At 38.7% G+C, this 24,582-nt stretch carries 29 protein-coding genes and 1 pseudogene; 29 read left to right on the top strand and 1 reads right to left on the bottom strand.

What is annotated here, in order from left to right; genetic code table 11:
• Window positions 1-22 precede the first annotated feature (22 nt).
• The 25 genes and pseudogenes from B9J78_03760 to B9J78_03640 all read left to right on the top strand — a co-directional run bounded on the left by B9J78_03760 (window position 23) and on the right by B9J78_03640 (window position 21,086).
• Window positions 23-3,118 (top strand): CusA/CzcA family heavy metal efflux RND transporter, encoded by a 3,096-nt coding sequence (locus B9J78_03760; protein ID MBA2124034.1) that lies wholly within the window; start codon window positions 23-25, stop codon window positions 3,116-3,118.
• 140 nt (window positions 3,119-3,258) lie between these two features.
• Window positions 3,259-4,182 carry a phosphate ABC transporter permease subunit PstC gene (locus B9J78_03755; protein ID MBA2124033.1) on the top strand — a complete coding sequence of 308 codons (924 nt, stop codon included), beginning with the start codon at window positions 3,259-3,261 and terminating at the stop codon, window positions 4,180-4,182.
• A 1-nt stretch (window position 4,183) separates the two neighbouring features.
• Window positions 4,184-5,035, top strand: a complete 852-nt coding sequence (locus tag B9J78_03750; GenBank protein MBA2124032.1) for a phosphate ABC transporter, permease protein PstA — start codon at window positions 4,184-4,186, stop codon at window positions 5,033-5,035.
• Window positions 5,036-5,048: 13 nt separating this feature from the next.
• Entirely contained in the window at window positions 5,049-5,906 is an 858-nt protein-coding gene (locus B9J78_03745) for a phosphate ABC transporter ATP-binding protein (protein ID MBA2124031.1), read from the top strand.
• Window positions 5,887-6,291, top strand: a complete 405-nt coding sequence (locus B9J78_03740; GenBank protein MBA2124030.1) for a hypothetical protein — start codon at window positions 5,887-5,889, stop codon at window positions 6,289-6,291. Before B9J78_03745 ends, B9J78_03740 begins: the two co-directional genes overlap by 20 nt.
• A 27-nt stretch (window positions 6,292-6,318) precedes the next feature.
• Entirely contained in the window at window positions 6,319-6,699 is a 381-nt protein-coding gene (locus B9J78_03735) for a hypothetical protein (protein MBA2124029.1), read from the top strand.
• Window positions 6,700-6,709: 10 nt separating this feature from the next.
• Complete coding sequence (locus B9J78_03730; protein ID MBA2124028.1) at window positions 6,710-7,747, top strand: glutamyl-tRNA reductase; 1,038 nt, start codon at window positions 6,710-6,712, stop codon at window positions 7,745-7,747.
• Window positions 7,690-8,370, top strand: coding sequence for a hydroxymethylbilane synthase (locus tag B9J78_03725; GenBank protein MBA2124027.1), 681 nt, complete (start codon window positions 7,690-7,692; stop codon window positions 8,368-8,370). The genes B9J78_03730 and B9J78_03725 overlap by 58 nt, the downstream gene beginning before the upstream one ends.
• Complete coding sequence (locus tag B9J78_03720; GenBank protein ID MBA2124026.1) at window positions 8,367-9,767, top strand: uroporphyrinogen-III C-methyltransferase; 1,401 nt, start codon at window positions 8,367-8,369, stop codon at window positions 9,765-9,767. Before B9J78_03725 ends, B9J78_03720 begins: the two co-directional genes overlap by 4 nt.
• A complete protein-coding gene (locus tag B9J78_03715; protein ID MBA2124025.1) occupies window positions 9,749-10,729 on the top strand; it encodes a delta-aminolevulinic acid dehydratase in 981 nt (326 codons plus the stop codon). Before B9J78_03720 ends, B9J78_03715 begins: the two co-directional genes overlap by 19 nt.
• A 100-nt stretch (window positions 10,730-10,829) precedes the next feature.
• Window positions 10,830-12,131 carry a glutamate-1-semialdehyde-2,1-aminomutase gene (locus B9J78_03710; protein MBA2124024.1) on the top strand — a complete coding sequence of 434 codons (1,302 nt, stop codon included), beginning with the start codon at window positions 10,830-10,832 and terminating at the stop codon, window positions 12,129-12,131.
• 1 nt (window position 12,132) lies between these two features.
• Complete coding sequence (locus B9J78_03705; protein MBA2124023.1) at window positions 12,133-13,272, top strand: cysteine synthase A; 1,140 nt, start codon at window positions 12,133-12,135, stop codon at window positions 13,270-13,272.
• A 12-nt stretch (window positions 13,273-13,284) separates the two neighbouring features.
• Window positions 13,285-14,142: a coenzyme F420 hydrogenase gene (locus B9J78_03700; protein ID MBA2124022.1), complete on the top strand. Its 858-nt coding sequence runs from the start codon at window positions 13,285-13,287 to the stop codon at window positions 14,140-14,142.
• Complete coding sequence (locus tag B9J78_03695; GenBank protein ID MBA2124021.1) at window positions 14,139-14,375, top strand: hypothetical protein; 237 nt, start codon at window positions 14,139-14,141, stop codon at window positions 14,373-14,375. Before B9J78_03700 ends, B9J78_03695 begins: the two co-directional genes overlap by 4 nt.
• Before the next feature lie 9 nt (window positions 14,376-14,384).
• Window positions 14,385-15,076: pseudogene (locus tag B9J78_03690) on the top strand (hypothetical protein).
• Window positions 15,077-15,089: 13 nt separating this feature from the next.
• On the top strand, window positions 15,090-15,368 hold the full coding sequence (locus tag B9J78_03685) for a molybdopterin synthase sulfur carrier subunit (GenBank protein MBA2124020.1): 279 nt from the start codon (window positions 15,090-15,092) through the stop codon (window positions 15,366-15,368).
• Window positions 15,365-16,183, top strand: a complete 819-nt coding sequence (locus tag B9J78_03680) for an adenylyltransferase (protein MBA2124019.1) — start codon at window positions 15,365-15,367, stop codon at window positions 16,181-16,183. The genes B9J78_03685 and B9J78_03680 overlap by 4 nt, the downstream gene beginning before the upstream one ends.
• A gap of 3 nt (window positions 16,184-16,186) precedes the next feature.
• The gene (locus tag B9J78_03675; protein ID MBA2124018.1) at window positions 16,187-16,426 is read left to right on the top strand and encodes a ferredoxin; all 240 of its coding nucleotides are present in this window, start codon (window positions 16,187-16,189) and stop codon (window positions 16,424-16,426) included.
• A gap of 77 nt (window positions 16,427-16,503) precedes the next feature.
• Window positions 16,504-16,674, top strand: coding sequence for a hypothetical protein (locus B9J78_03670; GenBank protein MBA2124017.1), 171 nt, complete (start codon window positions 16,504-16,506; stop codon window positions 16,672-16,674).
• Window positions 16,675-17,270: 596 nt separating this feature from the next.
• Entirely contained in the window at window positions 17,271-17,480 is a 210-nt protein-coding gene (locus tag B9J78_03665; GenBank protein MBA2124016.1) for a hypothetical protein, read from the top strand.
• Window positions 17,481-17,557: 77 nt separating this feature from the next.
• Window positions 17,558-17,788 carry a hypothetical protein gene (locus B9J78_03660; GenBank protein ID MBA2124015.1) on the top strand — a complete coding sequence of 77 codons (231 nt, stop codon included), beginning with the start codon at window positions 17,558-17,560 and terminating at the stop codon, window positions 17,786-17,788.
• Window positions 17,785-18,660 carry a hypothetical protein gene (locus tag B9J78_03655; GenBank protein MBA2124014.1) on the top strand — a complete coding sequence of 292 codons (876 nt, stop codon included), beginning with the start codon at window positions 17,785-17,787 and terminating at the stop codon, window positions 18,658-18,660. Before B9J78_03660 ends, B9J78_03655 begins: the two co-directional genes overlap by 4 nt.
• Window positions 18,651-19,943 carry a hypothetical protein gene (locus B9J78_03650; protein ID MBA2124013.1) on the top strand — a complete coding sequence of 431 codons (1,293 nt, stop codon included), beginning with the start codon at window positions 18,651-18,653 and terminating at the stop codon, window positions 19,941-19,943. Before B9J78_03655 ends, B9J78_03650 begins: the two co-directional genes overlap by 10 nt.
• Window positions 19,944-20,059: 116 nt before the next feature.
• Entirely contained in the window at window positions 20,060-20,632 is a 573-nt protein-coding gene (locus B9J78_03645) for a hypothetical protein (GenBank protein ID MBA2124012.1), read from the top strand.
• Window positions 20,622-21,086: a hypothetical protein gene (locus tag B9J78_03640; protein MBA2124011.1), complete on the top strand. Its 465-nt coding sequence runs from the start codon at window positions 20,622-20,624 to the stop codon at window positions 21,084-21,086. Before B9J78_03645 ends, B9J78_03640 begins: the two co-directional genes overlap by 11 nt.
• 287 nt (window positions 21,087-21,373) lie before the next feature.
• Here B9J78_03640 and B9J78_03635 read toward each other — a convergent pair whose 3' ends face one another.
• Window positions 21,374-21,655 (bottom strand): hypothetical protein, encoded by a 282-nt coding sequence (locus B9J78_03635; protein ID MBA2124010.1) that lies wholly within the window; start codon window positions 21,653-21,655, stop codon window positions 21,374-21,376.
• Window positions 21,656-21,775: 120 nt separating this feature from the next.
• Between B9J78_03635 and B9J78_03630 the strand changes: the two genes are divergently transcribed.
• Genes B9J78_03630 through B9J78_03615 form a run of 4 tightly spaced genes read left to right on the top strand, consistent with a single transcriptional unit; the run spans window position 21,776 to window position 24,552 of the window.
• Entirely contained in the window at window positions 21,776-22,393 is a 618-nt protein-coding gene (locus B9J78_03630) for a hypothetical protein (protein MBA2124009.1), read from the top strand.
• The gene (locus tag B9J78_03625) at window positions 22,390-22,947 is read left to right on the top strand and encodes a hypothetical protein (GenBank protein ID MBA2124008.1); all 558 of its coding nucleotides are present in this window, start codon (window positions 22,390-22,392) and stop codon (window positions 22,945-22,947) included. The genes B9J78_03630 and B9J78_03625 overlap by 4 nt, the downstream gene beginning before the upstream one ends.
• A gap of 21 nt (window positions 22,948-22,968) precedes the next feature.
• Complete coding sequence (locus B9J78_03620) at window positions 22,969-23,982, top strand: hypothetical protein (protein MBA2124007.1); 1,014 nt, start codon at window positions 22,969-22,971, stop codon at window positions 23,980-23,982.
• Between the two features lie 51 nt (window positions 23,983-24,033).
• Window positions 24,034-24,552: a hypothetical protein gene (locus B9J78_03615; GenBank protein MBA2124006.1), complete on the top strand. Its 519-nt coding sequence runs from the start codon at window positions 24,034-24,036 to the stop codon at window positions 24,550-24,552.
• Window positions 24,553-24,582 lie beyond the last annotated feature (30 nt).

The raw sequence follows: 24,582 nt of genomic DNA, 5'->3' as shown, positions 1-24,582 counted from the left end.
ATTGTCTGAAGGAGAGAATATGATTGAGAAAATTATTCAGTTTTCATTAAGACACAAATTCTTAGTAGTGCTGGGGTTTGTGGGGATTTGTATTGCCGGATTTATCTCCCTTACCCGGCTGCCTATTGACGCCTTTCCCGATGTCAGTCCCAACCTGGTGCAGGTATTTGCTGAGGTTGAAGGAACAGCTCCCGAAGAGATTGAAGCGTTAGTTACCCGACCAATTGAGGTTGCGATGTTAGGGCTGCCCGGTGTCCAACGGCTCCGTTCACTCTCGTCATTTGGACTCTCCACGGTAAAGGTCTATTTTGAGGATGATGTGGACATATACTTTGCCCGGCAACTTGTTTCCGAGAGACTTAAAGTAGCCGAAGAAGCTATTCCGGACGGATTAAAGATACATCATGGTCTGGAAATGGGACCAATCGCCAGCGGAATGGGGAAAATCCTTTCCTACTATGTTGAAGGGGACGAATATAGCAATGTTGATTTGCGCACATTTCAGGACTGGATTATTAAACCCGACATTCAAACTGTGCCCGGTGTTGCCGAGGTTATCACTCAGGGAGGCAATGTTAGACAGTATCAGATAAAGATATATCCCGCTCAACTTTTGAAATACGATTTAACAATGGAGGATATAATTGAGGCGGTTCAGCAAAATAACCTGAATGTAGGCGCTGGTATTATGAAAAAAGGAAGTGAAGAATGGATTATCCGAAGTTTGGGGTTGATTGAAACCGTTAGTGATATTGAGAATATTGTTATCGGTATTGAAGATGGAGTTCCTGTTTATGTAAGGGATGTGGCAAGGGTGGAATTTGGAGCCGCTTTTAGGCGCGGCATTGCCTCTATGGATGGTCAAAAGGAGATTGTGACCGGAAGCGTCTATAAACTTCATGGAGCAAATTCCTTTGAGGTGATTGGCCGTCTGAAAGAACGAATAAAAGAGATCAATGAAATCTTACCTCCCGGTGTCCGAATAATTACTTTCTACGACCAGTCCTCTCTGGTTAAAAGCAGTATACACACCGTCAGAGAAGCACTTACTTTAGGGTTTATTTTGGTTTCTCTTGTTGTATTTGTTTTTTTGGGTAAATTCCGCAATACCTTAATAGTGGTCTTTTCACTGCCTTTTTCAATGTTATTGGCATTTATTTTGATGCACCGCTATGGAATACCCGGCGACCTGATATCTTTTGGGGGAGTAGCGATTGCTCTGGGTATGATAGTTGATGCCACTATTATAATGGTAGAAAAGATCCAATCATCCCTGCAGGAGAATTCTGATACCGGTTCAGTCACAGGAGTGATTTTATCTGCTGGTAAAGAAGTTGGACCTCCCATACTTTTTGCCGTTTTTATTATCATTGCTGTCTTTATACCCATCTTTACTCTTGGGGGTGTGGAAGGAAAAATGTTTAGACCGCTGGCTTTTGCGGTGACTATGACTATGCTCGGTTCTTTGCTCTATTCTCTGATTGTCGCTCCCGCATTTTGCAGTTTACTCCACAAAAGGAAGAGTGAAGAGAAGAAAAAGAAACCCATTTTTTCCATAGCCCTTAAATTTTACAGGGCAGTGTTGATGTTTTTTCTCCCCCGCCGCTTGTTGGTTGTTTCTACAATGGTTATTCTACTTGTCTTGGGCGGGCTGGTTTTTACCCGGCTTGGCAAAGAGTTCATCCCTACCCTTCAGGAAGGGACAATTCAGGTCTTAGTATATATGGACCCCAACATATCCTTGAAAGAAATCAGTAGTATTGCAACAAAATTAGAAAAAGAGATCTTGACTATTCCAGAGGTTAAACGGGTTGTTTCCGACATTGGTTACGGGGAGGTTGGTCCTCATATACATCACACCAATTTTGCCTGTATAACCGTTGACCTATATCCCAGGGATAAGTGGAAAACGGTTAAAACCCAGGAAGAACTTGTTTCCAAAATTGACCGCCGTATTGCTGATTTTCCAGGCGCTTCAATCAGTTTTTCCCAGCCAATCCAGCACGAGATTGATGATTTGATAGCCGGTGCCGGGACCCAGGTGGTAGTGAAACTATTTGGACTGGATTTTGATATTCTCCGTCAAAAAGCAGCGGAAATAGAAGGAGTCCTTTCCACAATAAAGGGAGTGGCTGATTTAAGGACCGAGCAGGTAGTTGGCCAAACCCAGGTCCAGATAGATATAAACCGTGATGAAGTAGCACGTCATGGACTGAATATTTACGAGATACAGCATGCAATCCACGACGCCATAGGGGGAGAGGAGGTCGGCAAGGTTTTTGAAGAAGAGAAAATATTCGGCATCACGGTTAGATTTGCCGAGCCCTACCGCAAAGACATTAAGTCAATAAGAAACCTACTTGTTCGCACTCCTGCCGGGTATAATGTGCCGCTTGAACAACTGGCGGACATCGGCACGGTTACCGGCATTAGACAGGTAACCCGTGAAGATGCCCGCCGGTTTATCTCCATTCAGTGTAATGTCAGAGGACGGGATGCCGGTGGTTTTGTAGAGGAAGCGCAGAAAAGAATAGCAGAGGCGGTAAGCATTCCTTCGGGGTACAGGATTTCCTGGGGTGGACAATTTGAATTGCATCAGGCAGCAAACCGGAGATTATCGGTTGTCGTTCCGATTACCCTGTTTCTGATTCTCGTGCTCCTTTACATTTTATTTAATTCATTTAAGAATGTTCTTTTAATTATACTGAACATACCGTTGGCATTGGTAGGCGGGATATTTGCCCTTGCTATGTTTGGGGAGAATTTGAGTATCCCCTCTTCTATTGGATTTATCGCGCTTTTTGGAATTACCATGACAAACGGTTTGGTACTAATAACGAGTTTTGAATATCTAAAAAAAGAAGGTCTTGTTTTGAAAGAAGTAATAATTGAGGGTTCTCTGTCAAGATTAAGGGCGGTTTTAATGGCTACGATAACCACTGTACTGGGATTACTCCCCTTAATTATAACTACCGGAGTGGGCTCGGAAATACAGAGACCCTTAGCCATTGTAGTAGTAGGCGGACTTGTTTCCTCTACTTTACTAACCCTGATTGTTTTACCCGTGATTTATAGCTGGATGTCTTCAAGAAAAAAGATAGTAAATGGAGCTTACTGAAAAATGTAAAATAAACTTGCAGTAATGACGGAAAAATGATAAATAGACCACAAAATAAACCACAGAGGGCACAGAGTTAATTCTCTGTGTTCTCTGTGGTTAGATTTTGACAGAACCCCCTGCTAATTTAGGATAAAAAAATGAATGCCAGAAAATTCAAAGATATTGTTGCGCAGAGAGTAATGTTTTTATTCTGTTTATTTGTTTTGAGTATTACTTTTCTGATGGTATTTGGTTTATATTGGAGGTCAAAACCGGTATTGGCGGTAAATAACTTAAAAGAGATACTTTTTTCAGTAACATGGTCTCCTACTTCCGGGCAATTCGGTCTGGCAAGTTTTATTGTTGGAACTTTTTGGGTGACCGTAATTGCAATGGTTATTGCGGTGCCTTTAAGTGTTTTGACAGCAATTTTTCTTTCTGAATATGCGCCGAAAAAGATTCGTGAAGTTATTAAACCGATAATTGATTTATTAGCAGGAATTTCGCCGGTTGTCTACGGCGTTTGGGGGATGATTGCCATCGTGCCGTTGGTGCGGGACTATCTTATGCCTTTTTTCAGCGAGGGATTGCCGTTTTTTCCGTTTCGCTCCAATAATTATACCGGTTTTACCGCTTTAACCGCCGGTATCGTTTTGGCAGTGATGGTTTTCCCCTTAATTATTTCCGTTGTTGAAGAAGTAATCGGAGCAGTTCCTGTTGAGATGAGAGAGGCATCATTGTCTTTAGGTGCCACACAGTGGCAGACAACAAGGTTTGTCGTCTTAAGAAAAGTGCGTTCAGGCATTATTGCAGCAGTAATTTTAGGGTTATCCAGGGCTTTTGGCGAAACAATGGCTGTCTTGATGGTCGCCGGATGTGCTATGCACATATTTCCTAAATCAATTTTTGATCCTGTCTATCCTTTACCTGCACTTATTGCAAATACTTACGGCGAGATGATGTCTATACCTTTATACGATTCGGCGCTGCTTCTGGTAGCATTTATCCTTCTGATAGTGACAATTTTATTCAATATACTTGGTCGGGTAATTTTATTTCACATTGAAAGAGGAGAATCCTGATATGCACGGCAAGAGAATTGAAGAAATTTTTTTTAAGTTTCTTATGCTCTTTTCTACATTTATAGTTGTTGGAAGTTTAGTTCTGATTCTTGCGGTAATCTTTTTGAAAGGGTTGCCGGCGCTGAATCTGGATATGCTTATTAAGACACCAGAAGGCGGATATTATATAGGTAAAGAAGGCGGTATACTCAATGCTATTTTAGGTTCAATTGTTTTGGGATTTGGAGCAACATTTTTGGCTTTTTTAGTCAGTATGCCGATGGTTTTTTACTTAAATTTGTATTTGAAAAAAAATTCAAAACTTGCTTTGGTTGTGCGGCTTTTCCTTGATATTTTGTGGGGCATTCCATCAATCGTCTACGGAGCATTCGGCTTTACTTTAATGGTATTTTTTGGACTTCGCGCTTCGCTATTAGCAGGTATGATTACCGTTGCTTTATTGATAATTCCGATAATGGCAAGAAGTATGGATGAGATCTTAAAAATGATACCGCTGGAATTGAAAGAGGCATCTTTTAGTTTGGGGGCAACCAGATTAGAGACCGCAACAAAAATTATTTTTAAGCAGGCGATGCCCGGGATATTAACGGCAGTCCTTATTGCTTTCGGACGCGGTATCGGTGACGCTGCCTCGGTATTATTCACAGCAGGTTTTACCGATTTCCTGCCTTATTCGTTGTTTAGGCCGGTTGCGACTTTACCTCTGGCGATATTTTTCCAGTTGGGAACTCCTTTTCCGGAAGTGCAGCAGCGCGGATATGCCTCGGCTATAGTGTTGACGGTCCTGCTTTTAACTATCAGTATTGTTTCCAGGTTATTGTCAAAAAAATTTAGTAAACATATTATTAGATAGAGAGGAAAATGGGATGGAATCTGCGAAAACGCATATAAACATAAAAAATCTTAATGTATTTTATGACGATCATCACGCATTAAAGGATATAACTGTCGATATTCCGGAGAAAAATATAACTGCTATAATCGGACCGTCCGGTTGCGGCAAAACAACTTTATTGAAGTCATTTAACAGACTCTTGGAGTTGCAAAACAGTGTTAAAATATCAGGGGAGATTTTATTTAACGGTGAAAATATTTACGGTAATAGAACCGATGTAATTTATCTCAGAAAAAAGATAGGATTGCTTCCCCAGAAACCGTATCCACTGCCGATGTCAATATATGACAATGTTGCATATGGTTTGAGGATTCACGGTCGCACAGGAAAAAAATTTCTGGATGAAAAAGTCCGGCATTATCTGAAAGAAGCAGGTCTATGGAATGAAGTAAAAGATAGATTAAGGACATCTGCGGCAAAATTATCGTTAGGGCAACAGCAAAGATTATGCCTTGCAAGAGGACTTGCCGTTGAACCGGAAGCAATTCTTGCCGATGAACCCACTTCATCATTAGATCCCGTTTCATCGGAACGTATAGAAAAGAAATTGTTGGAATTAAAGAAAGACTATACTGTAATAATAGTTACTCATAACATTCAACAAGCAATGCGGCTTGCAGACTACGTAATTTTTCTTTATTTAGGCCAGTTGATTGAAAATGATTTGGCGAAGAATGTTTTCAAGAAACCAAAAGAAGAGATGACGTCTGCGTACATAAATGGTGAGTTTTTAGATGAAATTTGGGTAAAACGAACTTTTGATTTAACAGGAAAAGTTTCCGATGGGGGGAGGTATTTAAAAGATTTCCATGATTATAAAAAAAAATAAATTAGAGCAAATTGTAAAACATTCTCGTAGAGAATATCCTCGTGAATCTTGCGGAATATTGGCTGGCAAAGAAGAAAAAATTGAGAAAATTTATCAAATGGAGAATATCTCTGATAATCCGGCTACTTGTTATTTTATGGACCCGAAAGAACAATTAAAAGTATTTAAAGAAATGCGTAATTTAGGATTAGAGATGGTAGGTATATACCATTCACATCTTGATACAGAGGCTTATCCTTCGGCGCATGATGTGGAGTTAGCCTATTATCCGGATGCTTCTTACGTAATTGCTTCAATAAAGGATAAAGAAAATCCAAGCATAAGGTCATTTAGAATTGTTAATGGTGAAATTACAGAAGAAGAAATCGAACTGGCTGATAGTTGATGGTCTATAGTTGATGGTCTATAGTTGATGGAGGAGGTAAAAATGTATGGGTTTGAAAAACTCGAAGTTTGGCAAAAGACAAGGAAGTTTGTGAAAAGGATTTATGAACTTACGGCAACTTATCCACCAGAAGAGAAATTTGGTTTAGCTCAACATACTCGAAAAAGTGCGATTTCCGCGTTGTCAGCCATTGCAGAAGGGAGTAGCCGGTTTAGTAAAGTCGATTTTAAGCGATATATTCAAATTTCTCTTGGTTCTCTATATGAGACGGTAACGCAATTATTTGTTGCCCTAGATAATGATTTCTTAACCCAGCGGGCATTCAACGAACTCTATTCTGAATCCGAGAATATTGCTAAAATGCTTTGCAATCTCTCTAAATCCCAATCCATAGACAATAGACTATAGACGATAGACGATGTTGATGCTAGTAGGCACAAATCATAAATTTAGCCCCATTGAATTAAGAGAAAGGCTTTCTTTTTCCAAAAAGAGGTTAAAAGATGCACTTTCTCTCTTAAGGGAATGGCAAATATTTAAGGGAGCGGTTATTCTTTCTACTTGTAACCGAGTGGAGATTTATGCTAGCACAGAAAATCTCAAAGTTGCAAGAGCCCATATAATAAATTTTCTTTCGCGATACCATGAGATTGAGATAGAAAAAATTTTACCTTATCTCTATATATATGAGGGCGAAGAAGCGGTTAGACACTTATTTTCGGTCACTTGCGGTCTAGATTCGTTGATTCTTGGTGAGACACAAATTTCAGGGCAAGTTAAACATGCATATCTTGAAACAGAAGATATTGCTTTTGCTGATAAGTTCTTGACCAAGATTTTTAATCATGCTCTAACTTTAGCTAGTATGATACACAAAGAGACCAAAATATCTGAAGGAAAAATTTCGGTAGGAGGCATTGCTATAGATTTTATAAGAAAGCGATTAGGCAACCTATCGCACAAGAGCATTCTAATTATTGGAGTAGGGAAGGTTACAGAATTAGTTTTGAGGTACCTAAAAAAAGAAAAACCCAATGTGGTCTTTATCTCCAGTCGATCTTTTGAAAAGGCAAAGGCATTGGCAAGTCAGATTAATGCTGTGGCTGTAAGATTCGATAGATTAAGAGAGTCTTTGAAAATGGCGGATGTAGTCATAACCGCTACAGCAAGCCCACATTTTATTATTAAAAAGGAGACCTTAGCAGGCCTTATTAATCGGGAGCTTCTTATAGTTGACCTTGCTTTACCAAGAGACGTTGATCCTCTAGTAAAAGAGATAATGGGTATTGAGCTTTTTTGTTTAGAAGATTTAGATACTGTAATTGAAGAAAATATGAAGATAAAGAAACGAGAAGCACAAAAGGCTAAAAAGATTATAGATATAGAGGTGGAAAGATTATGGGAAAGAATTACAGAGTTGGAACAAGAACCAGCCCTCTTGCACTTAAGCAGGTAGAAGAGGTTGTAAACAATTTAAAGAAATTCTACCCTGATCTTAATGTAAAGATTATAGGTATAGATACATATGGCGATAAGGATAAGTTTACGCCTATATCGCAAATAGAAGGAACAGACTTTTTTACAAAAGAAATAGATGAGGCACTTTTAAGGGGTGAGATTGATTTTTCTGTCCACAGTGCAAAGGACTTACCGGATAATTTGGCGCCTGGACTTTTTATCGCGGCCATTACAAAGTCTATTGATCCTTACGATGCCCTGGTTTCAAAGAATAATCTAACCCTTGATGAACTGAAGGTGGGCGCAAAAATAGGGACAAGTAGTTTGAGAAGAAAAACCCATCTTAAAAATTATCGTGATGATTTTCATATTGTGGATATCCGCGGTAATATCGGGGAGAGATTAAAGATGCTTGATGAAACAGACTTAGATGCTATTGTGGTTGCTGCTTGTGGCCTGATTAGGTTGGGGCTGGAAGATAGGATTTCCCAAAGGATACCATTTGAGATCCTTATTCCTCATCCTTTACAAGGGTCTTTGGCAGTTGTCAGAAGAGCCGAAGATTTACATCTGCATAACTTGCTTTCAGCAATCGATTCCCGGGAGGCGGTTTTATTATGAAAGGCAAAGTTTATTTAGTGGGTGCAGGACCTGGTAAGCCTGATTTAATAACTGTAAGAGGACTTAATATCCTTAAAGAGTCGGATGTGGTTATTTATGACTACCTCGTAGATAAGAGTCTTTTAGGATATACAAAAGATGGCGCAGAATTAATCTGTTGCGATGAATTAGGTAAGAAACGCTACGCTAATGGTTTTTTAGTTCATCAGAATAAAATTAATAATTTGTTAATCAGGAAGGCCAAAGAAGAAAAGAAGGTGGCAAGGCTAAAGAACGGTGATCCCTCAATATTTAGCAGGTATTCTCAGGAACTTGAGGTCTTAACCAAAAATAAAATAGAATTTGAAGTAGTCCCGGGGGTTACTGCCGCAGTTGCGGCTGCGGGTCTAAGTGGCATACCTTTAACCGATAGAAAACTTGCTTCCAGTTGTGTCTTTGTTACCGGTCATGAGGACCCGACGAAGAAAGAAAGTTTGCTTGATTGGGATTCACTGGCAAAAATTGGCACATTAGTTCTTTATATGGCAATAGAGAATTTGGATGAAATAGTTTCCAAGTTACTTAAGTGCGGAAGGGATGAGAATACACCAGTGGCAATAATCCAGGATGCCAGTTTAATAACCCAGAGAATTTTAACCAGCACCTTAAAAAATATTGCGAAAAAGGCCAAAGAGCAAGGTTTAAAACCGCCGGCAATAGTTATTGTTGGCAAGATAGCAAAGTTAGAGAAGGAATTTAACTGGCTGAGGAAAGGTAAGTGGGTTTTGTTTACCGGTTTGTCGCAGGAGAGATTTTTCAATAAAGGCGTTTATTTTCATCTTCCTTTAATTAAGATCGAGCCCTTATATAACTATAGGGAATTTGATAATTATGTAGAGAATATCAGGAATTTTGACTGGATAGTATTTGCCAGCCGATACGGCGTAGAGTACTTCTTCAAGAGGTTGAAAGCGATAGGTTATGATTCAAGGTTGCTTTCAAATATAAAGATTGGAGCTATCGGGAATTCTACAAAAAATAGACTCTTAGACTTTGGAATTATAGCGGATTTGGTACCTAAGAAAGAATCCGCGGAAGGCTTGGTTACGGAATTTAAGAACTTAGACATAGAAGGCAAAAGGATATTTTTACCCCGTTCAGATATTTCGGATAAAGGTTTGGAGAAGGCATTCAAAAAATTAGGAGCAAGAGTAACTACCAGTTTCGCTTATAAAAATGTAATGCCTGAGGATTTGCCAGACTTAGAGTTAAATACTTTTAATGAGATTATGTTTACCAGCCCCTCTGCGGTTAGAAATTTTAAGCGAAGATATAAAAAAATACCCCAAAGTGTAAAAGTTAGATGTATTGGTGATGTAACCTTAAAAGAGGCAAAAAAATGGCATTTAATAGATTAAGAAGAAATCAAATAATTAGGAATTTGGTTAGCGAAACAAGGCTTGTAGCTTCGGATTTGATTCAGCCTTATTTTGTTATTGAAGGAAAAAATAAAAAAGAAGTCATTAAGTCCATGCCTGGAGTTTATCGGCTATCTATCGACAACTTGCTTAAGGATATCAAGGAGACTAAAGTTTTGGATATAAAAGCAATACTCTTATTTGGAATTCCGCGTAAAAAAGATAAGAAAGGAACCGAAGCTTACGCCGAAGGTGGCATTATTCAGAAGACTGTAAGAGCAATCAGAAAAGAAATAAAAGATATAATAATTATTACCGATGTTTGTTTATGCGGATATACTCCTTATGGTCATTGCAGGATATTGAAAAAAAATGCCGAAGTTCTTGATGTAGATGTTGATGGAACTTTAGATACTTTAGCTAAAATAGCTGTTTCTCACGCTCAGGCAGGAGCGGATTTTGTTGCGCCTTCAGCAATGATGCTTCACCAGGTTAAGGCGATAAGAAAGGCCTTGGACAAGAATGATTTCGTAAAGACTAAAATATTTGCCTATTCGGCAAAATACGCCTCAAATTTTTATGCACCATTCCGAGAAGCGCTTAATTCAGCTCCCCGCTTCGGGGACAGAATGAGTTATCAACTTGACTTCGGTGATCCGAGTGAAGCATTAAAACGGATAGGTCAAGATATTGATGAAGGTGCAGATATGGTTATGGTTAAGCCAGCATTAGCGTATTTAGATATTATCTATAGGGCAAAAGAAAAGTTTAATATACCTATAGCTGCATATAATGTGAGTGGAGAATATAGCGCAATAAAAAAGTTAAGCGAAGGCGATAAAACAAAGGAGAAGGAGTTAGCTCTTGAGGTGCTTACCTCCATAAAAAGGGCTGGCGCAGATTTCATTATTAGTTATTTTGGAAAAGAGGTTGGGAAATGGTTGATGGTTGATGGTGTATAGTTTATAGCAAAAAGGAGAATAAATGTTTAGTTTTGAGAAACTTGAGGGCTGAAATCATAGCTAAAATGCTTAGTAAACTTTCTAAATCACGGGATAGTCAATGAGCCATAAACTATCAACTATAAACCATAAACTTTTTGGTGAAGCCAAAAGGTATATTCCCGGAGGAGTAAATAGCCCGGTGCGTTCATTTCAGGCAGTGGGAGGATTGCCTGTTTTTGTAAAAGAGGCAAAAGGTTCAAAAATTTACGGAGAATGCGGCAAGGGGTTCATTGATTACTGCCTGAGTTGGGGAGCATTGATTTTGGGCCATGCGCATCCGAAGGTTATAGAGGCATTATCACGAACCATAAAAAATGGAACCAGTTTTGGCACAGTGACAAAATTAGAGACAGAATTGGCAAAACTTATTGTAGAGGCAATACCTTCTATAGACCAGGTTAGACTTACTAATTCTGGCACAGAAGCAGTAATGAGCGCAATTAGGCTTGCCCGCGCCTGTACAAAAAAAGATAAGATTATAAAATTTGCAGGCGCATACCATGGTCACGTAGATTATCTTTTGGTAAAAGCAGGTTCAGGTCAGGCGACGTTGGGTATTCCAGCCAGTTCAGGTGTGCCGAAAGATTTTATTAAACATACAATAGTACTTCCTTATAACGATATAAAGAGAGCTAAAGAAACAGCAAAAAAGTTTCAAAAAGATTTAGCAGCGATAATTGTTGAACCGGTGCAGGCAAATTGTGGAGTGATTAGACCTTTGCCTGGATTTCTCGAAGGCTTAAGAAAGATAGCTGATAAATATAATATCGTTCTTATTTTTGATGAAGTGATTACCGGCTTTCGTCTTTCGTATGGCGGTGCTCAAGGTTATTTTGGCGTAAAAGCAGATTTAACTTGTTTAGGTAAAATTATCGGAGGAGGTTTACCTGTAGGCGCATTTGGAGGAAGGAAAGAAATAATGCAGTATCTTTCTCCGGAAGGTGAAGTTTATCAGGCAGGCACATTATCAGGAAATCCCGTAGCGGTTACAGCAGGAATAATTACTTTAAAGTTGCTTAAAGAAAATAACCCTTATAATGATTTGCAAAAAAAGGCCGAAGAATTGAGCCAGTATTTAGAATTAAAAGCCAAAGAATATCAAATAAAGATTAAAGTCAATCACATCGGTTCTATGTTTAGCATATTTTTTACAGGTAAGGATGTTACGGATTATCAGACCGCACAAAATCAAGATTTAAAGTCCTTTAAACGATTCTACCACAACTTGCTAAAAGGAGGAGTTTATTTTTCTCCTTCAGGATTTGAAGCAAATTTTTTATCTACTGCGCATACAGAAAAAGATTTAAAGTATACCTTACGGGCTATTAGTAAAGCACTAGAAATTTTAAGGAGGAGTTAAAATGGCTATAACTATTTTCTTAAATGGAAAAAAAGAAGAGATTAAGAATAATATTAGCATATCAGGTCTTTTGGACGCTAAAAAGATGAGGCCTGAAGTGGTTACAGTAGAATTGAACGATAAAATCATTGGTAAAGATAAGTATCAATCTACCCAACTTAAGCCAAACGATAGGCTAGAGTTCGTTTACTATATGGGTGGAGGTTTGCCTTTTTCGGAAAGAATAGCAGAAAATGTATTAGAATTAATAGGTCAGACTCCTATGGTAAGATTCAATAAGATTGCAGGAGGAGGTTCTGCGGAAATTCTGGCAAAATTAGAGTCTTTTAACCCCGGGGGGAGCGTTAAAGATAGAATCTGCCTTTCAATGATTGAAGATGCTGAAGATAAAGGCTTGCTTAAACCAGGTGCAACCATAATCGAGCCAACAAGCGGTAATACTGGTATAGGACTGGCGATGATTTCAGCGGTCAAAGGCTATAGATGTATTCTTACTATGCCCGAGACAATGAGTTTAGAGAGAATATATATTCTTAAATCTTACGGTGCAGAAGTGGTGCTTACTCCTGGGGCCGAAGGGATGAGGGGTTCTATTAAAAAAGCGGAGGAGATTCTGAAGAAGATTCCAAATAGTTTTATGCCTCAACAGTTTAAAAATGAGGCTAACCCTGAGATTCACAGGAAGACGACTGCAAAAGAAATTCTAATTGTTACAGATGGAAAAATTGACGCCTTTGTTGCGGGAGTTGGCACAGGAGGAACGATAACCGGAGTAGGTGAGGTTTTAAAGAAGAATAATCCGAAGATAAAAATAGTTGCAGTTGAGCCTGCGGCAAGTGCTGTTCTTTCGGGAAAAGAACTGGGCCCACATAAGATTCAGGGTATTGGTGCAGGCTTTATTCCCGATGTTTTAAACCAGGGCATAATTGATGAGATAATTCAGGTTGATGATAATGATGCATTCAGAACAGCAAGAAGGCTAGCTAGGGAAGAGGGGTTATTCGTAGGTATATCAGCAGGCGCAGCAGCATATTCAGCATTAAAGGTAGCCAAAGACTTAGGAGAGGGTAAAAGAGTAGTTGTAGTCTTACCTGACACAGGTGAGAGATATTTTTCTATGGAACAGTATTTCGAAGCGTAAGAGGTAGTTAATATGGCTGAATACAATATAAAAGAATTAAAAAGTGGTGGTTTAATGAAGCAAAAGGAAAAGGATTTATTTTCTCTGCGCCTGCGAGTTGTGGGTGGATATGTTAAGTCTGAACAATTAGTTATACTTTCAGAAATCGCCAATAAATATGGCAAAGGATATATCCATTTGACCACAAGACAGGGTGTTGAGATCCCCAACATAAACTTTAAGGACTTTGAGAAAGTAAGAAAAGAACTTGCTGAGGTTGAGCTTGAAATGGGCGCCTGCGGCCAGAGGGTAAGGACTGTAACTGCCTGTCAAGGCAAAGAGTGCAGCCACGGTTTAATAGATTGTCTCTTTTTGGCAAGAGAGATTGACAAAAAATTCTTTGGCATAGGGGGATACCCACATAAATTTAAGATAGGAATTACCGGCTGTCCAAATGCCTGTATTAAACCCCAGGAGAATGACTTAGGAATAATGGGTCGGCTGAAGAAGAGATTCGTAAAGGAAAACTGCGATTACTGTGGTTTATGTGCGCAAGTTTGCCCAGTGGGTGCAATAGAGGTGGATAAAGACAACGAAAAGATTATATTTCATGAAGATAAGTGCATAGGTTGCGGTGACTGTGTATACTCTTGTCCAACCAATGCCTGGCAGAAAAGGCAGGATGGTTACACTATCTCCGTAGGTGGAAAGATGGGCAAATTCCCGAAATTAGGCATAAGGGCATTTGATTTTGTGGAAACAAAGGAAGAGGTATTCAAGATTATAGAAAAAACATTGCAGTTTTACAAAGAATTCGGCAAACAAGGCGAGCGGTTCAGGGACACCTTAGACAGGGTCGGGTTGGATAATTATAAGGAGTACGTCCGATGAATGCTATAAAGCCGCGCGAGACTTTAAATTTGGAAAAAGTAGCGTGTCCTAACAGCTTTGTTAGAACAAAGCTTAAACTTGAAGAGATGGAGCAGGGGCAAGTTTTAGAGGTGATTTTAGATGATGGCGAGCCTATTAAAAATGTTCCTCGGGCTGTGAAAGAAGAAGGGCATGAAATCATGAAAGTAGAAAAATTAGATAATAAGTGGAGACTGTTAATTAAGAAAGCCTGAGGTGAAAATATAAGTTATGTTAAAGGATTAAAGTGCAGAGAATGCCAAAGAACATATCCAAAAAAGCCTCTCTATGTATGCGAGTACTGCTTTGGCCCCTTAGAGGTTGATTATGTGTTGACTAACGATACATTAAGTTGTATACTTAATGTATCGTTAGTCAACACTTTATAGTTCCCTGTGCCGGCGGTTCTTTAATCACCAAAATCTGGAAAGGGTTAAAAGAATTTAAGACCATAGGATTGATTGACAAAGTTGATACAGAAATTCATGCGGCTCAAGCCACAGGCTGTTGTCCTATAGTTACTGCCGTTAAAGAAGATTCCGATATCATAAGACCAGTTAAGCCGAACACAATCGCTAAATCTTTAGCTATTGGGAATCCAGCAGATGGTGTATATGCAGTTGGAACTGTAAAGGAGTCTGGCGGTTATGCTGAAGACGTGACTGATGATGAAATTGTTGAGGCAATAAAACTTCTAGCAGAAACAGAGGGAATATTTGCTGAGACAGCAGGGGGTGTGACTTTAGGTGCAACAAAGAAGCTCATTGAGCAAGGCAAGATACCTAAAGATGAATCTATTGTTGTATGCGTAACAGGCAATGGTTTGAAGACTCAGGAAGCTGTTGTAGAGAAGATAGGAAAGCCAATTAAAATTAAACCTAATATCGCTTCTTTTAAAGAAAACGTAAAGGAATAAGGAGGTTGCAAAGATGGCAATTAAAGTTAGAGTTCCAGCACCACTTCAGAAATTAACTAAAAACCAGTCAGAGATCCAAGCAAATGGCACAAACATAAAAGAGTTAATCGATGATTTAGAGAGAAATTTTCCAGGGATTAAAGGAAGAATTTGTGATGAAACAGGTAAGGTTCGTAGATTTATAAACATCTATGTAAATGAAGAGGATGTACGATTCCTGCAACAAGACCAAACTCTCCTGGAAGATGGCGATGAAGTTTCGATAATTCCAGCAATAGCAGGAGGAAGATAATGAAATTACGCGAAGACCAAATTGAAAGATATTCACGGCAGATAATACTACCCAATGTAGGCGGAAAAGGCCAAGAGAAATTACTTAATGCCAAAGTCTTAATAATAGGTGCAGGTGGATTAGGGTCTCCTTGCGCATTATACTTAGCTTCTGCAGGAATTGGTAAGATCGGGATTGTAGATTCAGATAAGGTTGAACTTAATAACCTTCAAAGACAGATTCTCCATTCGAATTCAAACGTGGGAAAGACTAAGGTTGAATCCGCAAAGGAGAGAATGACTGGTATAAATCCCGATGTGGAAGTTATTACTTATAACCTCAGGCTTACTTCAGAAAACATATTGGATATTATTCGGAATTACGACATTATTGTTGACGGCTCGGATAACTTTCCAACGCGCTATTTGGTAAATGATGCCTGTGTCATATCTCGTAAGCCATTATCTCATGGAGGCATATTTAGATTTGACGGTCAGGCAATCACAATATTGCCGCATCAAAGCGCTTGTTATAGATGTTTATTTCCAGAACCACCACTACCTGGCCTTGTGCCAAGTTGCCAAGAAGCAGGCATATTGGGGGCAGTTGCTGGGATAATTGGCACAATCCAAGCAAATGAGGCACTAAAATATATCTTAGAAATAGGAAATCTTCTAGCAGGGAAGCTTTTAGTATTTAATGCTTTGGATTCTTCTTTTCGGCAGGTTAAGGTTCCCAAAGATCCAAAATGCCAAATTTGCGGAGAAAGCCCAACAGTTACAAAACTAATAGATTATGAGGAGTTTTGTAGTCTCAAGAAAATAAAGGAGGAGTAAGCTATGGCAAAGAAAATGGTACATTTAGTATTTCCCCAAAGGCTAATTAAGAAGCCTGTGATTTATACTATGGCAAAGAAGTATGAAGTAGTCCCGAATATCCGCAGGGCAAAGGTTACAGAAAAAATAGGAGAAGTAACTTTAGAGTTGAGTGGCACAAAGGAGAATTTGGAAAAGGGAAGAAGGTATTTGGAACGACAAGGCGTAAAGGTTGAGCCAGTAGTTGGAGACATTGTAGAGTAATTACTTGCAATCCATTTGACAATAGTATTTATATATGATATAAAAACCTCTATATTGAGAAAAAGAGGAGGTTTAGGATGGAATATGGATATAAAGAACCAGTTTATACTATCGGTATAGTCTCCAAGTCTTTAAAAGTTTGCCCAGCTACACTTGGGATCTGGGAGAGAAAAGGATTAATTAAACCCGCACGTTTAGGAAAAAATAGATTTTGCTACCAAGAAAGAGATGTGCGGGCTGCTTTTTAAAAACATCAAGATCGCCCCCGCCATCGGCGGGGCGTTACCACAAAAAAATTTCTTTTTTTCTTTTTGCCCCCTTTAATTTTTTGTTTTCAGAAACAGAAAAGAAACTACAATGTCAAAAGAATCAAAAACTTATAAAAATATGCCAAAAAAAGTCTACATTCGAACTTTCGGATGGCCTTATGCTTCGGCTTTACAATATACTTTATTTGTTCTTTAAGATTCAATGAACTTTAGGCACCGCCTGCTTAGGCAGGCTCCCGGTGTGGTGTTTGCACCGTTCAGCTTCGCTGTCGCTCAGCTTCACTCCACGCTCGCTTGGACGCTCGCTAAAGTGGTAATGCAATAGTCCGATTCGGCTTTGTGTTGGACGCATTTTGGGTGGCGGCAAAATGCGCCCAACACCCTGCGTCCTCAACCTCGCAATGTAGTATTTTACACTGTATTCTCGTGTGTCTGCTGGGTAAGTCAAATGGTCCTGAAAATCGTTGACAAAGTAAATAAACTTGATATAATAAAGTTAAAATTAGATATTTGTTCCGTGTTTGAAGGGGGGAAATCCCGGACGTTAAAAAAGTAAAACCTTCGTTGGTAAAGTTATGACCGGCGGAGGATTTTTTATTTTTGGAGAAATAATGAAAGAAGCTGTTAACTGGCATGAATCAGCAGAGATTTACTGTAAGGCAGAAATGTACGAGGATGCCGTTGCTTGTTATGATCGCGCCATAGAACTAAATCCATCAGATGACGTGGCGTGGTTTCGTAAGGGATATGCTTTTTTCTTCTTGATAAGAATACTGAAGAGTTAAAGTGCTATAATAAAGCCCTGGAGATTAATCCAAAAAATATTGATGCCCTAGAAAATAAAGGGGCGTGTTTATTAAGGATGAGTAGAGAACAAGAATCAATGGAGTGTTTTGAGGAAGCGCTTAAAATAGCGCAACGCAATGTCTGCATATGGTTTAACAGGGGCATGGCGTTAAAAAAGAAAGGCAGATATTGGGACGCATTACTTTCTTTTGATAAAGGACTTGAGCTTTGTCCAAATGATAAAGATGCCCTGCGATGCGTGGATGACATTATGAAGAGGCTAATTAAACCAGAGAGGTTAACATGAGCAAGGAAGAGAAGTGGAAGTTTAAGCGGACAATGAATGAAGAATTGAAGAAAAAGTTGATAGAGGAGCCTTTATATAAACAATTGTTGCCGGATATTAAGGATAATGGCGAAGTTTTTCCGGCAATACGAAATGAAGTAATAGATTTTTATCATTATGGTGGCAGATTATTCTCATATGACAAAGAAGGATTTAAAACGCACGTTAAGTATGCTTCGGCATATAAAGAATATCCCGAAGCGTATATTACCGAGCTAATGCTTGGGAATCTGAAACAAATACAAAGTTTTACCGACGGCTATGAAAGGATAAAAGAAAATTGTTCTTTATATTCAGGAGTTGAAGCTCAAGGAGTTTCTAAAATATATGAAAATCATTCGTTCGCGAGTTCAAAAACGAAAAATTCGAGCGTTGTGGTTTTGGATATCGAAGTTTCATTTGAGGCGATAGAAGAAGATAGGTTGCAGGATAGAATCGATATACTCTTATTTGAAAAAGAAAAGAATAGATTAATCTTCTGTGAGGTAAAACACTTTTCAAACAGCGAGATATGGGCAGAAAAGGTTGAGAACATAAAAGTAGTGGAACAGATAAGAAGATATACTGACCAAATCAAAGATAAAGAGGGCCAAATCATCGCGGCATATAACAATTATACGAAGATAGTTAATGATTTATTCCAGATATCCTTACCTGAACCGGAGAAGATATGCCCTACAGTTCCTTTGATAATATTTGGATTTGACCGCGATCAGTTGAAAGGAAGGTTTAAGGATTTATTTAAAGAAAAAATCGAGAGAGCCATTACTTATTATCCAATAGGTAGTGTGTCGTCGATAAAATTGGAGAATTTGATTAAGCAATGCAAATAATCATCCATCGTGGTACTCATGAGATTGGCGGAAGTTGTGTTGAGTTAAAGACAGTCAATAATAGAATCCTAGTCGATTTTGGCATACCTTTGGTTTCTCGTGACCATCAGCCGTTCGAAGTAAAACAGCTTAAAGGTAAGTCCCTTCAAGAGCTTAAAGAGCAGAAGATCCTTCCCGATATAAAAGGGCTTTTTAAGGATGAGAAAAAAGGCATTGATGGAATCTTGATTTCTCATTCCCACCTTGATCATTACGGCTTCCTTCAGTACGTAAATCCAGAGATACCGATTTATTTAAGTAAGGGCGCCGAGCTTCTTATTGAAGTTTCAAATATTTTTGTTCCCACCAAAGTTGGCAAGCTAAATACAAAGGTGATTAGTAATAAAAAGCAGTTGAACATAGGCGATTTTAATGTTACGCCTTTTCTGGTTGACCATTCTGCCTTTGATGCGCTTGCATTCCTAATTGAGACAGAAGGCAAGAGGCTATTTTATTCAGGAGATTTCAGGGCCCATGGGAGAAAAGCAATATTATTTAATCAAATAGTCAAGAGACCACCTCAAAATATAGACTGTCTGCTTATGGAGGGTTCGGCTCTTGGCAGAGAGGATGCCCAGTATAAAACTGAGGAAGACGTTGAAAGGCGGCTAGAAGAAATTATATCAGAGAGAAGAAATATAACCTTTCTATTTGCCTCATCGCAAAATATTGACCGGATAGTGTCGGCGTATAGGGCGTGCCTCAAAACAGATTCAACCTTTGTTATTGATATTTATACCGCCTTTATTCTGGATAAACTCAAGCAAGTCTCTGGGAAAATTCCTCAGTTTAATTGGAAAAATGTGAGAGTTAAATTTCTCGATGCACACGCGAAGGCGCTTGCTCAGGCAGGCCATAAAAACCTGCTCTATGCTTACAACAAAAGAAAGATTGAAATGCCTGAAATTAGCAAAAATAAAAATAGGATTCTTATGCTCGCACGCGATAATTCTGTTTTCCCTTTGATACTAAAAAAGATCATTGATGTAGCAGGTGCCACAATAGCTTATTCTATGTGGGATGGATATCTTTCCATAGGATTTAGGGCGTTTTGTAAAAGCAAGAGACTGACTCTGGAATATATTCATACAAGCGGGCATGCCAAGCCAGAGGATCTAAAAGCCTTTACATCAGCAATGAAGCCAAGAATACTAATTCCGATTCATACTTTTGACCCGAACAGTTATCCTAATCTTTTCAAAAATGTCAGGATTCTAACCGATGGAGAGGTTTTAAATATATAAATCGCATTTCTATAATACATGCTGCTTGACCAGCATAAATGAGGAAAACGGTGAAATTTTAGTTTGACATTGTTATATAAAAGTATTACAATTGTAATACGAAAGGATTACAAGAGATGGATATAACAAACGTTTTCAAATCTAAAACACGAAAGGCGCTGTTTAGGCTATTTTACACAAATCCACAGAGCGAATATTACCTGAGAGAGCTTGAGCGTATTCTCGATATCCCTGTAAGTATGATTCGCAAGGAATTGCTTCATCTGGAAGAAGCTGGCATTTTTGCCTCATCCAGAAAAGGGAATCTCGTTTATTTCTTTCTCAACAAGTCTTATCCGCTATTTGAAGAGATGAAAAGCATGGTGTTTAAAACAATCGGCATAAAAGGGTTGTTAAAAGATATCCTTGAAAAGATAAAAGGTGTTGAAGCAGCTTTTATTTATGGTTCGTTCGCCAAAAATGAAGAGAACGCTAAAAGCGACATTGATTTGTTTATAATAGGCAAAGTAGACGAAGATAAATTAGTAACAGGAATAGGAAAATTAGAAAAAGTTCTAAAAAGAGAAATAAATTATAGCTTATATTCGAAGAGAGATTTTATAAAGAAGAAGAGAGAAAAGGATCCCTTCATATCAGACCTTTTAGAGGATTCGAAAATATTTTTAGTAGGAGATAAAAATGACTTTTGAAAAATTTATTGAAGAATACCTAAATAAAGGGCTATTAAAGAGACAGAAATGCAATTACCGTGCAGTCGAAAAGCTTATTTCGCGTTCATTTAAAGATTTAAAAACATCAAAAGCTAATTTGGATATCGATGAAGGTATTGCTTATACAGTCGCATATTTAGCAATGTTGCATGCGGGAAGAGCATTTATGCTCCTAAAAGGTTTTCGTCCTACAGACGGCTATCAGCACAAAACCGTTGTGGAATTTATGTCGCATTTCTTAGGAAAAGAATTTGAAATCATCGTAGCTCGTTTTGACGAGATGAGGAAGAAGCGCAACATATTTACATACGATGTTGATATATCTATTTCAAAGACAGAAGCCAGCAATGCCTTGAATATGGCTGAAAAGTTTGTTGATTTAATTAAAGAGATTATCAAAAAAGATTCTCCTCCGGCTCAATTTAAATTTTGAGGGAGGGTCCCATATATGTTAAACTTTAAAAATTCTTCTAAACGGCGGTTCAGGCGGCGGCCGCAATAAAAAAGGAAAACGGATTTAGTTTTTGCGAGGTTGAGGACGCAGGGTGTTGGGCGCATTTTGCCGCCACCCAAAATGCGTCCAACACAAAGCCGAATCGGACTATTGCATTACCACTTTAGCGAGCGTCCAAGCGAGCGTGGAGTGAAGCTGAGCGACAGCGAAGCTGAACGGTGCAAACACCACACCGGGAGCCTGCCTAAGCAGGCGGTGCCTAAAGTTCATTGAATCTTAAAGAACAAATAAAGTATATTGTAAAGCCGAAGCATAAGGCCAGCCGAAAGTCCGGATAAAGACTTTGGAGGCAAAAAATTTGTAACTCTTTTTAGGTTCTTGGTTTGGCATTTTTGTTTTTCCTCAAAAAATAAAAAATTAAAGGGGGCAAAAAATTCAAAAGAAAAGAGCTTTTTGTGGGCGATTTTGATGTTTTTGCCCCGCCTGCGGCGGGACTGCATCAGCTCCCTAGCCGCTGCTAAAAAGCAGCCGGAAAGGAAATTCCCCACCCAAAACGGGCGTGCGCATATTTCCCAGCCCTCTTCAAAATTTCACTCTTCAAAATTTAGCTTGACATATATCAGCGTTGGTGATAATATTATCACCACAAGTGATAATGGAGGTTGAACATGAAAGATAAAATAATAAGGCTATTCTATGATGATGTATATGCCCAGTTTACAATAAATGAGTTAGCAACGAAAACAAATATTTCTTATAGTTATGTATACAGGCAGGTCGAAGAATTAAAAGAGAAGGATATTATAATTGTCGACCAGCGTTCGAACCGCAAGTATTGCAGGCCTAACTACAAGAATCCAGAAGTCAAAACGAGTTTTGTTAAAATATCGAATCAGATAGCCGAAGATTTTTTAAAGAAGAGGGATAAAATTTTCTTCGTAGTTGAAAAGCTTCTTTCGGTATTGCCTAAGAAAACAGATTTTAACTTACTTTCTGTTGTTCTATTTGGATCTTTGGCTAAAGGGACCGACTTTAAAAAAAGCGATATCGATCTTTTTATCCTTATCCCTTCAAAAAAGAAATATGATGAAATTATTGATATGGAATGTGTCGCCTTGTCAAAAGGTTTTGGTGTCGAAATAAACCCTTTGGTTTCTGAGCCAACAAATTTATTAACAATGTTAAAAGATAAGGAGCATAATGTAGCCAAGGAGATCTTAAAAAATAAAGTAATATTGTTTGGTGCAGAGAAATTTTGGGAACTAATATTGGAGGTAATAAAATGAGTGATTTGAAGAAAGAAATGCTAAAAATAAAAGTAAAAGGTTATTTTGATAATGGCGATTTAAAAGTAGACCCCACAATTACAGCGCTGGTAAAATATCATGTTGATAAAGCAAGGCATAATATCGAGACAGGTTCTTTACTTATGGAGGTTTCGGAAGATAACGAGAGCAAGAAAAGACTAAAAGTAAGTGCCGATTATATTGGATATGATTGGACTATAAGCTGTGGATATTATGCAATGTTTCATGCGGCAACAGCTGCGTTGGCCGCAATAGGGATAAAAGCCCAAAGCCATGAAAGCCTTATTGAGGGTTTAGAATATCATTTTGTTTTCAAAGAAAAGACCATAGAATCAGAGGACATCGAGAAGATAAAATCTGCAAAAAAGCTTGATGAGAAATATGTTAATAGAATGTGGGCCACGAAATCCAAAAGAAATACAGCACAGTATAAGGCAGATGCAGTTATTGCGCAAAAAGATGCTGAAAAGGTTTATAAAAATGCGATAGATTTTGTTGATACGATAGAAAGTTTAATAAAGGGATTAAAATAAGTCTATTGTGCGCTAATAATATTGTGGATATTAAAAATGAATGAAAAGCTAAGAATAGCAATTTATACACGAGTATCTACTGAAGACCAAGCCAAAGAAGGTTATTCTTTAGAAGTACAAAAAGAATACCTTGAATCCTTTGCTAATCGTGAAGGATATGAAGTTTTCAAGGTGTATTGCGATGATGGCATAAGTGCATATTCCACGCGTCGCCCGGCTTTACAACAGTTGCTTGCTGATGCGAAGGCAAAGAGGTTTGAGCTTGTGTTGGTCCATAAGATCGATCGCTTTAGTCGCAACCTTAAAGACTTGCTTATGCTGGTGGATGAGCTATCTTCCTATGGCGTTGGCTTCAAATCTGCAACAGAACCTTTTGACACAACGACATCAGCAGGGACACTGATGTTTCAGCAGCTTGGCTCGTTTGCCGAGTTTGAAAGAAACCGGATTGCTGAAAGGGTATTCCCTGGCATGATGAAAGGCGTTCAACAAGGCAACTGGCAAGGCGCACGATTTGCGCCATTCGGCTATGCTTATAACAAAACCAAGAAGCTATTAGAGGTTGAAGAAAGAGAAACGAATATCGTTAAGCTGATATATACGATGTATATTTCCGGCAAGAGCACACACGACATAGCAGCATACCTTGATAGGAAAGGATACAAGACAAGGACAGGCAAACAATTTTACAACAAGTTTGTTTGTGACATACTTAAGAATCAGATTTACACCGGTAAGATTGTTTGGAATAAAAAACACTATGACAAGAATCAGAAAACCAAAAAACATTACAAATATATCAGAAATGATCCTTCTAAAGTTCTTGTTGCACAGGGAAGGCATAAGCCTATCATAGATGGAGAAGATTTTGTAGAAGTTCAGAAGCTGCTGGCGAACAAGACACGAACATGGCGACCGAGAACAAAAAGTCAAGAGTATCTTTTGACAGGTCTTATCGCTTGTGCTAAGTGCAATCATAGGTATACAGGTGTATCGTCCATATCAAACCATCGCTTGAATAGGAAGAAACGTTAGTATAGGTGTTCAGGTCCTTATTCAAGCCATATAAATTGTACCAACAGGGCAGTGAAGGCAGAGGATATAGAGCCGGAGGCCACAAAAATAGTTGCTCAGTTGGTCCAAAACGAACGCCTAAAACAGAGCCGATGGACGACAGGGACTGGTCTTGAGATTGCTTCGGTGTTGACATCAGGGATGTCAACACCTCGCAATGACGTGGGTTTGTTCAAAGATAAGCTGAAAATTAACCAAGAAAAACAGTCAAGACTTACAGACGCTTATCTGGAAAATTTGCTTGGCGAAGATGTCTATCGCGAGAAAAATTCAAGCCTCAGAAACGAAGAAAAAAACTTGAAAAAACTCTTTGCAGGATATGAACTTAGAGAAATTGAACGAGAACACTCAGAGGGCTATATTAACAGAGTAAAAGACTTTCTTGATGGGTACGATGACAGCAAAGAAAAAATAGACTTTGCTGATAAGAAACAGCTCGCCGGGCTGCTTTTTAAAAACATCAAGATCGCCCCCGCCATCGGCGGGGCGTTACCACAAAAAAATTTCTTTTTTTCTTTTTGCCCACTTTAATTTTTTGTTTTCAGAAACAGAAAAGAAACT

This window comes from bacterium Unc6, assembly GCA_013626165.1.
Classification (GTDB): domain Bacteria; phylum Omnitrophota; class Gorgyraeia; order Velesiimonadales; family Velesiimonadaceae; genus Velesiimonas; species Velesiimonas alkalicola.
This window is presented reverse-complemented; position numbering and strand designations above follow the sequence as displayed.

What these genes read in the sequence shown, in the direction of transcription:
- B9J78_03750 (MBA2124032.1), top strand. Translation starts at nt 4,184, where the DNA reads ATGCACGGCAAGAGAATTGAAGAAATTTTTTTTAAGTTTCTTATGCTC.
- B9J78_03665 (MBA2124016.1), top strand. Translation starts at nt 17,271, where the DNA reads ATGACCGGCGGAGGATTTTTTATTTTTGGAGAAATAATGAAAGAAGCT.
- B9J78_03685 (MBA2124020.1), top strand. Translation starts at nt 15,090, where the DNA reads ATGGCAATTAAAGTTAGAGTTCCAGCACCACTTCAGAAATTAACTAAA.
- B9J78_03645 (MBA2124012.1), top strand. Translation starts at nt 20,060, where the DNA reads ATGGATATAACAAACGTTTTCAAATCTAAAACACGAAAGGCGCTGTTT.
- B9J78_03670 (MBA2124017.1), top strand. Translation starts at nt 16,504, where the DNA reads ATGGAATATGGATATAAAGAACCAGTTTATACTATCGGTATAGTCTCC.
- B9J78_03660 (MBA2124015.1), top strand. Translation starts at nt 17,558, where the DNA reads ATGAGTAGAGAACAAGAATCAATGGAGTGTTTTGAGGAAGCGCTTAAA.
- B9J78_03720 (MBA2124026.1), top strand. Translation starts at nt 8,367, where the DNA reads ATGAAAGGCAAAGTTTATTTAGTGGGTGCAGGACCTGGTAAGCCTGAT.
- B9J78_03640 (MBA2124011.1), top strand. Translation starts at nt 20,622, where the DNA reads ATGACTTTTGAAAAATTTATTGAAGAATACCTAAATAAAGGGCTATTA.
- B9J78_03725 (MBA2124027.1), top strand. Translation starts at nt 7,690, where the DNA reads ATGGGAAAGAATTACAGAGTTGGAACAAGAACCAGCCCTCTTGCACTT.
- B9J78_03655 (MBA2124014.1), top strand. Translation starts at nt 17,785, where the DNA reads ATGAGCAAGGAAGAGAAGTGGAAGTTTAAGCGGACAATGAATGAAGAA.
- B9J78_03755 (MBA2124033.1), top strand. Translation starts at nt 3,259, where the DNA reads ATGAATGCCAGAAAATTCAAAGATATTGTTGCGCAGAGAGTAATGTTT.
- B9J78_03745 (MBA2124031.1), top strand. Translation starts at nt 5,049, where the DNA reads ATGGAATCTGCGAAAACGCATATAAACATAAAAAATCTTAATGTATTT.
- B9J78_03710 (MBA2124024.1), top strand. Translation starts at nt 10,830, where the DNA reads ATGAGCCATAAACTATCAACTATAAACCATAAACTTTTTGGTGAAGCC.
- B9J78_03625 (MBA2124008.1), top strand. Translation starts at nt 22,390, where the DNA reads ATGAGTGATTTGAAGAAAGAAATGCTAAAAATAAAAGTAAAAGGTTAT.
- B9J78_03705 (MBA2124023.1), top strand. Translation starts at nt 12,133, where the DNA reads ATGGCTATAACTATTTTCTTAAATGGAAAAAAAGAAGAGATTAAGAAT.
- B9J78_03695 (MBA2124021.1), top strand. Translation starts at nt 14,139, where the DNA reads ATGAATGCTATAAAGCCGCGCGAGACTTTAAATTTGGAAAAAGTAGCG.
- B9J78_03735 (MBA2124029.1), top strand. Translation starts at nt 6,319, where the DNA reads ATGGAGGAGGTAAAAATGTATGGGTTTGAAAAACTCGAAGTTTGGCAA.
- B9J78_03700 (MBA2124022.1), top strand. Translation starts at nt 13,285, where the DNA reads ATGGCTGAATACAATATAAAAGAATTAAAAAGTGGTGGTTTAATGAAG.
- B9J78_03715 (MBA2124025.1), top strand. Translation starts at nt 9,749, where the DNA reads ATGGCATTTAATAGATTAAGAAGAAATCAAATAATTAGGAATTTGGTT.
- B9J78_03675 (MBA2124018.1), top strand. Translation starts at nt 16,187, where the DNA reads ATGGCAAAGAAAATGGTACATTTAGTATTTCCCCAAAGGCTAATTAAG.
- B9J78_03650 (MBA2124013.1), top strand. Translation starts at nt 18,651, where the DNA reads ATGCAAATAATCATCCATCGTGGTACTCATGAGATTGGCGGAAGTTGT.
- B9J78_03730 (MBA2124028.1), top strand. Translation starts at nt 6,710, where the DNA reads ATGTTGATGCTAGTAGGCACAAATCATAAATTTAGCCCCATTGAATTA.
- B9J78_03740 (MBA2124030.1), top strand. Translation starts at nt 5,887, where the DNA reads ATGATTATAAAAAAAAATAAATTAGAGCAAATTGTAAAACATTCTCGT.
- B9J78_03630 (MBA2124009.1), top strand. Translation starts at nt 21,776, where the DNA reads ATGAAAGATAAAATAATAAGGCTATTCTATGATGATGTATATGCCCAG.